6 protein-coding genes are annotated in these 5,456 nt (G+C 73.1%); all 6 read left to right on the forward strand.

All coding sequences use genetic code 11. The features are described from left to right. Positions 1-224 precede the first annotated feature (224 nt). Entirely contained in the window at positions 225-1,136 is a 912-nt protein-coding gene (locus CCN42_RS16615; RefSeq protein WP_086736580.1) for a zinc-binding dehydrogenase, read from the forward strand. Between the two features lie 258 nt (positions 1,137-1,394). Beyond that, positions 1,395-1,916 (forward strand): flavin reductase family protein, encoded by a 522-nt coding sequence (locus CCN42_RS16620; RefSeq protein ID WP_158101709.1) that lies wholly within the window; start codon positions 1,395-1,397, stop codon positions 1,914-1,916. Between the two features lie 11 nt (positions 1,917-1,927). Next, a complete protein-coding gene (locus tag CCN42_RS16625; protein ID WP_211294725.1) occupies positions 1,928-3,364 on the forward strand; it encodes an FAD-binding oxidoreductase in 1,437 nt (478 codons plus the stop codon). Positions 3,365-3,388: 24 nt separating this feature from the next. Then, complete coding sequence (locus CCN42_RS16630) at positions 3,389-4,591, forward strand: acyl-CoA dehydrogenase family protein (RefSeq protein ID WP_086736576.1); 1,203 nt, start codon at positions 3,389-3,391, stop codon at positions 4,589-4,591. Positions 4,592-4,641: 50 nt separating this feature from the next. Further along, positions 4,642-5,250: a cupin domain-containing protein gene (locus CCN42_RS16635; protein ID WP_086736578.1), complete on the forward strand. Its 609-nt coding sequence runs from the start codon at positions 4,642-4,644 to the stop codon at positions 5,248-5,250. A 41-nt stretch (positions 5,251-5,291) separates the two neighbouring features. After that, positions 5,292-5,456 (forward strand): 3-deoxy-7-phosphoheptulonate synthase (locus tag CCN42_RS16640; RefSeq protein ID WP_143661927.1); only part of this gene is annotated, 165 nt, incomplete at its 3' end.

Here is a 5,456-nt window from a genome sequence, read left to right on the forward strand (position 1 = left end):
ACGGGAACAGGACCTCGTCGGGTCCGGGGAAGGGATAGGGGACGTCGGTGAGCCGGGCCCGCCGGGGGCGCCGTGGTCGATGACAAGAGCACGCATGGTGTGACCCACTTCTTCCGGAGGGCGGTGGAGGCGGCGGGCCCGGCCGGGGCGGAGATCCGGGGCGGATCCGGGAGCCTGGCCGGGCCCGCCGCCTCCACCGCCCTCCGGAAGAAGTGGGTCACACCATGCGTGCTCTTGTCATCGACCACGGCGCCCCCGGCGGGCTCCGGCTCACCGAGGTGCCCGATCCCGTCCCCGGACCCGACGAGGTCCTGGTCCGGGTCGCCGCGACCTCCCTCAACCACGGCGAACTCCCCCGCACCGGCAACGCCGCCGCCGCACCGGGCACGGTCCCCGGCTGGGACGCGGCGGGCACCGTCGAGCGGCCCGCCGCCTCGGGCGCCGGCCCGCGGGCCGGTGAACGGGTCGTCACCTGGGGGTGGTCCGGTGGCTGGGCGGAGCTGCGCGCGGTCTCCGTGACCGACCTCGCGGTGCTCCCGGACGAGGTCGACTTCGTGCGGGCCGCCGCCCTGCCGGTGGCCGGACTCACCGCCCTGCGCGCGCTGCGCCGCGCCGGAACCGAACCCGGCCACCGCGTCGCCGTCACCGGCGCGTCGGGCGGCGTGGGGCACTTCGCCGTGCAACTCGCCCGGCTCCAGGGCGCCGAGGTGGTGGCCGTGGTCGGCGACCGGGCGCGCGGCGCCGGTCTGGCCGAACTGGGTGCCCACCAGGTGGTGACGGACCCCGCGGAGATCGGCGCGCCGGTCGACATCCTGCTGGACCATGTCGGGGGCCCGCTGCTCGCCCGTCTCCTCGACCGGATGGCCGACGGCGGGACGGTGATCTCCATCGGGGCGACGTCCGGCCTCGACACCCCGATCGCGCCCTACCAGCTGGTGGGCAGGCGGCTGACCCTCGTCGGCATCCAGGCCGGCGGCCGCACCGGCGCCGACCTCGCCCATCTGGCCCGCCTCGTGGCCGAGGAGCGGCTGCGGGTGAGCGCGGGCCGGGTCGCCGACTGGCGCTCGGCCGGCGAACTGGCGGAGGAGATCGTCGCCCGCCGCGTCCGGGGCAAGGCGGTGCTGACGGTTTCCTGAGCCTCTCCCCTGACGTCCCCGTGCGCCGCCGGCTCCCCCGGCGGCGCACTCTTTTCATGCCCGCCGTCTACTCGTCCGAGTAGTTCGGGTAGTCCGGGTAGTCCACGAGGCCCGTCAATTACCCGAGTTATCAGTGGCCACCGGCCAGGCGCATTAACTAGCTTATTTCCCAGAGCTTCCCGAGCGAATCGTGAACCGGCCGATCGCAGAAGAAGCCAGAGGTTTCTCTGGTCCGGCTACCGAATGAATCGAGGGCCTGTGTCCACGACTGTTTTCCGTAATTCCCCCCGCATCGGCATTCCGGATCCGGCGCCCGACGCCGTCGTCGATCTGCGCTCGGCCATGCGCCTGTTCCCGACCGGTGTCGCGCTGCTGTGCACGGGCAGCGGCGAGAGCGCCGTCGGCATGACCATCAACGCGTTGATGTCCGTGTCCCTGACGCCGCCCCGCATCCTGGTCAGCGTGCAGAGCACGGCCCGCGCCCACCCCGTGCTCTGCGCCAGCCGGACCTTCGCCGTGCATCTCCTCAGCGACCGGCAGGCCGCCACCGCGGGGCTGTTCGCCTCCCGCGACAAGCCGTTCGGCACGGATCTGGAGGCCCTGGTCGACCGGGAAGTGCTGCCGGTCGCCCTCGCCACGCTGCGGTGCTCCGTCGAGCAGGTCTTCCAGGGCGGCGACCACAGCCTCTTCCTGAGTCGCGTCGAGTCCATCGGGCACGGCGAGAAGAACGGCGAACCGCTCGTCTTCCACCGCGGAACTCTCGGAACCAAGCATCAGTGAGGTGTGATCCTTTGTCTGTCCTTCCCGCGGGAATTCCCGCCGCAGCGATACGGGCGGCCGGCGAGGAGTCGAAGCCCCTGCCGCCCGGCACCAACGTCAGCATGTTCCGCCCCCGCGACATCTACGGTGTCGTACGGCCCCGCACGGTCACCGAAGTGCGCGCGATCGTCCGGGCGTTCGCCCAGGCCGAGGGCGGCCCCGGGCTCCAGGCCGTCAGCACCGGGCGCAACTGGGGCCTGGGCTCGCGCGAACCGGCCCGCGACGAGGTCGTCACCCTCGAACTCGACGGCCTCGACACCGTCCGCGACCTGGACGTCGAGGGCGGCTGGGCGATCGTCGAGCCCGGCGTCACCCAGCTGCGGCTGGCGGAGCTGCTCACCGGCACCGGCCGGATGCTGAACGTCACCGCCTCCTCCGGTCACACCAGCGTCCTGGGCAACATGATCGACCGGGGTGTCGGCCTGCGCCGGCAGCGCACCCTGGACCTCGCGGGGCTCGAAGTGGTGCTGCCCGACGGCGAGTTGATCCGGGTCGGCTGGTGGCCGCACGGCGACCGGCCCGGTGCGGTCAACCCGCAGGGCCTCGGCCCCTCGCCGCTGGCCCTGTTCACCCAGTCCGACCTGGGCATCGTCACGGCGGGCGTGGTGCGGCTCCTGCCCCGCCCCGAGGCCCAGCGGGTGCTGCGCCTCGGCTTCGGCCGCGACCGGCTGCCCGAGGCCATCGACGAGCTGCGCCGCTGGACCGCCCAGGGTCTCGTCTCCGGCGTCCTGAAGGTCTACGACACCGTCTCCACCCGCTCCTACGGCGGCCACGGCGACGAGTACGTGACCCATCTGTGCGTCGACGGCACCGAACGGTCCGTCGAGGCCCTCACCCGGGTCATCGAGGAGGAGGCCGCGCGCAGCGGCCTGTTCACCCGCGTCCTGCGCTCCGACGAGCAGCCCCCCGCCCCGGACGACCTGGTCGCCCGGGCCGTGGAACGGCTCTACGCGGGCGATCCGTCCCGCAACGAGACCATGCTCCGCTCGGCGGTCGGCCAGGAGGCCGACCAGGTCGACGCCAAGGGCGGCGGATGGCTGTTCTTCCTGCCGCTGATCCCCTTCACCGGCAGCGCGGTCGCCCACTCCCAGGACCTCCTCGCCCAGGTCCACGCCGAGACCGGCGTCCAGCCCGGCTCCACCATCAACGCCCTGGACCCGGACGTGATCGACCTCGTCGTCTCCTTCCGCTTCCCGCGCACCGAGAGCGACGCCGCGCGGGCGCACCGCGCGCTGGACCGGACGTACGAACTGTTCGCCGAGGCCGGTTTCCACCCCTACCGCCTCGACTCCGAGCACCACCAGTGGGTGGACCGGCTCGACGCCGACCCCGCCGCGCGCGCCTTCGTCCGCCGGCTCAAGCAGACCCTCGACCCGCGCCAGGTCATCGCACCGGGCCGGTACGCCTGACCCACCGCCCCACCGGAGGACAACGTGACCATCACCGAGCTGCCCCGCACCGACAACTCCGCCCAGGTGCCCAGCACCGCCGAGGACATCCTGCGCCACGCCCGCGAGGCCGTACCGGTCCTGCGGGAGCGGGCCGCCGACATCGAGGCGGCCCGCCGGCTCCCCGGGGACGTCGTGGACCTGCTCCGCCGCGGCGGCGTCTTCCGCGCCGCCGTCCCCAAGGACCGCGGCGGGCCGGAGCTGACGTCCATGCAGCAGACCGAGCTGATCGAGACACTGGCCACCGGCGACGTCTCCACCGCCTGGTGCGCCATGATCGGCATGGACTCGGGCATCTACGCCGGCTACCTGGAGGAGCCGGCCGTCCGCGAGTTCTACGACCGCCTGGACACCCCCAACTCCGGCTGGATCCACCCGCAGGGGCGCGCCGAACGCGTGCCCGGCGGCTACCGGGTCACCGGGCACTGGCGGTTCGGCAGCGGCTCCACCCACTGCGAGGTCCTGGTCGCCGGCTGCCAGGTGTTCAAGGACGGCCGGCCCGAACCCGACCCGGTCACCGGGGACCCCGTGCACTGGCGCGTGATGGTGGCGCGTCCCGACCAGTACGAGATCGTCGACACCTGGCACACCACGGGCCTGGCCGGCAGCGGCAGCTGCGACTACCGGGTGACCGACCTGTTCGTGCCGGAGGAGCACTCCTTCTCGTTCCGGGTGCCGCGCCGCACCGGCCCGCTGCACGCCACGCCCGACGCCATCCTCCGCAAGATGTCCGGGGTGCCCCTCGGCATGGCCCGCGCAGCCATCGACCACGTCCGGGAGCTGGCCCGCACCCGGGTCGACCGGGAGAGCGGCACGCCCTGGGCCGAGAGCGCGCGGGTGCGGTCGACGCTGGCCCGGGCGGAGATGGAGCTGGCCGCGGCCCGCGCCTCCGTCTACACCAGCCTGGAGGAGCAGTGGGCGGCCCTGGAACGGGGGGACGAGACCACGGCCCGCCAGCGCACCGCCACCGCGCTCGCCCGCTACCACGCCTTCCGGACCGGCCGGACCATCGTCTCCACGCTGTTCGACCTCGTCGGTGGTTCGTCCATCTACCGCGGCTCGTCGCCGCTGGACCGCTGGCTGCGCGACGCGAACACCATGTGCCAGCACGCGGTGGCGCAGGATTCGATCCTCGAACTGACGGGCCAGGTCCTGCTCGGCGGCGAGTCCCGCAGCCCGTTCTTCTAGAGGTCCCGCGCTCTCCCGGCTCCCAGAACTCACGTTCCCAAGGACAGGACATGTCGCAGAGCACGACGGCACACCGGCACGACCAGCCCGACTCGCACGACCAGCCCGACTCGCACGAGCAGCAGGGCTCGCACGAGCAGCACCACTCGCACGACGAACACCACGAGCACGCGCAGCAGCCGGCCCGGGACGTCCTGCACATCCCCGCGGGCGAGGGCCGGTCCGTGTGGCTGAGCGGTGACGTCTACACGGTCAAACTGACCCATGAGGAGTCCGGCGGGTCGCTGACGTTCCTGGAGGCCTCCGTCCCGCCCGGCGGCGGACCGCCGCTGCACATCCACGCCGACGCCGACGAGGCCTTCTACCTGCTCTCCGGCGAGCTGGACATCACGGCCCGGGGCCGCACCTACGCCGTACGCCCCGGGGACTTCGTCTTCATCCCGAAGGGCACCCCCCACCGGTTCCGCAACAACGGCATCCACACGGCACGCCAGTTGCTGCTGTTCAGCCCCTCGGGAGTCGACCGGTTCTTCCTCGAGGCGGGCCGGCCGCCGGTCCCGGGCACCCCGCCCCCGCCGCCCGAGACCGAGGATCTGCCCAGGGTCGTCGCCATCGGGGAGCGCCACCATCTCTTCCAGGCAGCGGAGGACTCCAGGTGACCACACAGGTGCTCGACGGCCCGTCGGCCGTGCTTCCCGACCTGGCCGTCCCGACGACCGGGCAGGCCGCGCGCGCCCGCTACTCCTGGCGGGACCTGCCCGCGGCGCAGCAGCCCGAGTACCCCGACCCCGAGGCTCTGCGCAAGGTGATCGCGGACCTCGAGTCGTATCCGCCGCTCGTCTTTGCGGGCGAGTGCGACCAGCTG

It is taken from the genome of Streptomyces glaucescens, assembly GCF_002154375.1.
In the GTDB taxonomy this organism is placed as follows: domain Bacteria; phylum Actinomycetota; class Actinomycetes; order Streptomycetales; family Streptomycetaceae; genus Streptomyces; species Streptomyces glaucescens.

Bases quoted from the DNA above. Each gene is read 5' to 3' on its own strand.
- CCN42_RS16615 (WP_086736580.1), top strand. From the start codon at position 225: ATGCGTGCTCTTGTCATCGACCACGGCGCCCCCGGCGGGCTCCGGCTC.
- CCN42_RS16635 (WP_086736578.1), top strand. From the start codon at position 4,642: ATGTCGCAGAGCACGACGGCACACCGGCACGACCAGCCCGACTCGCAC.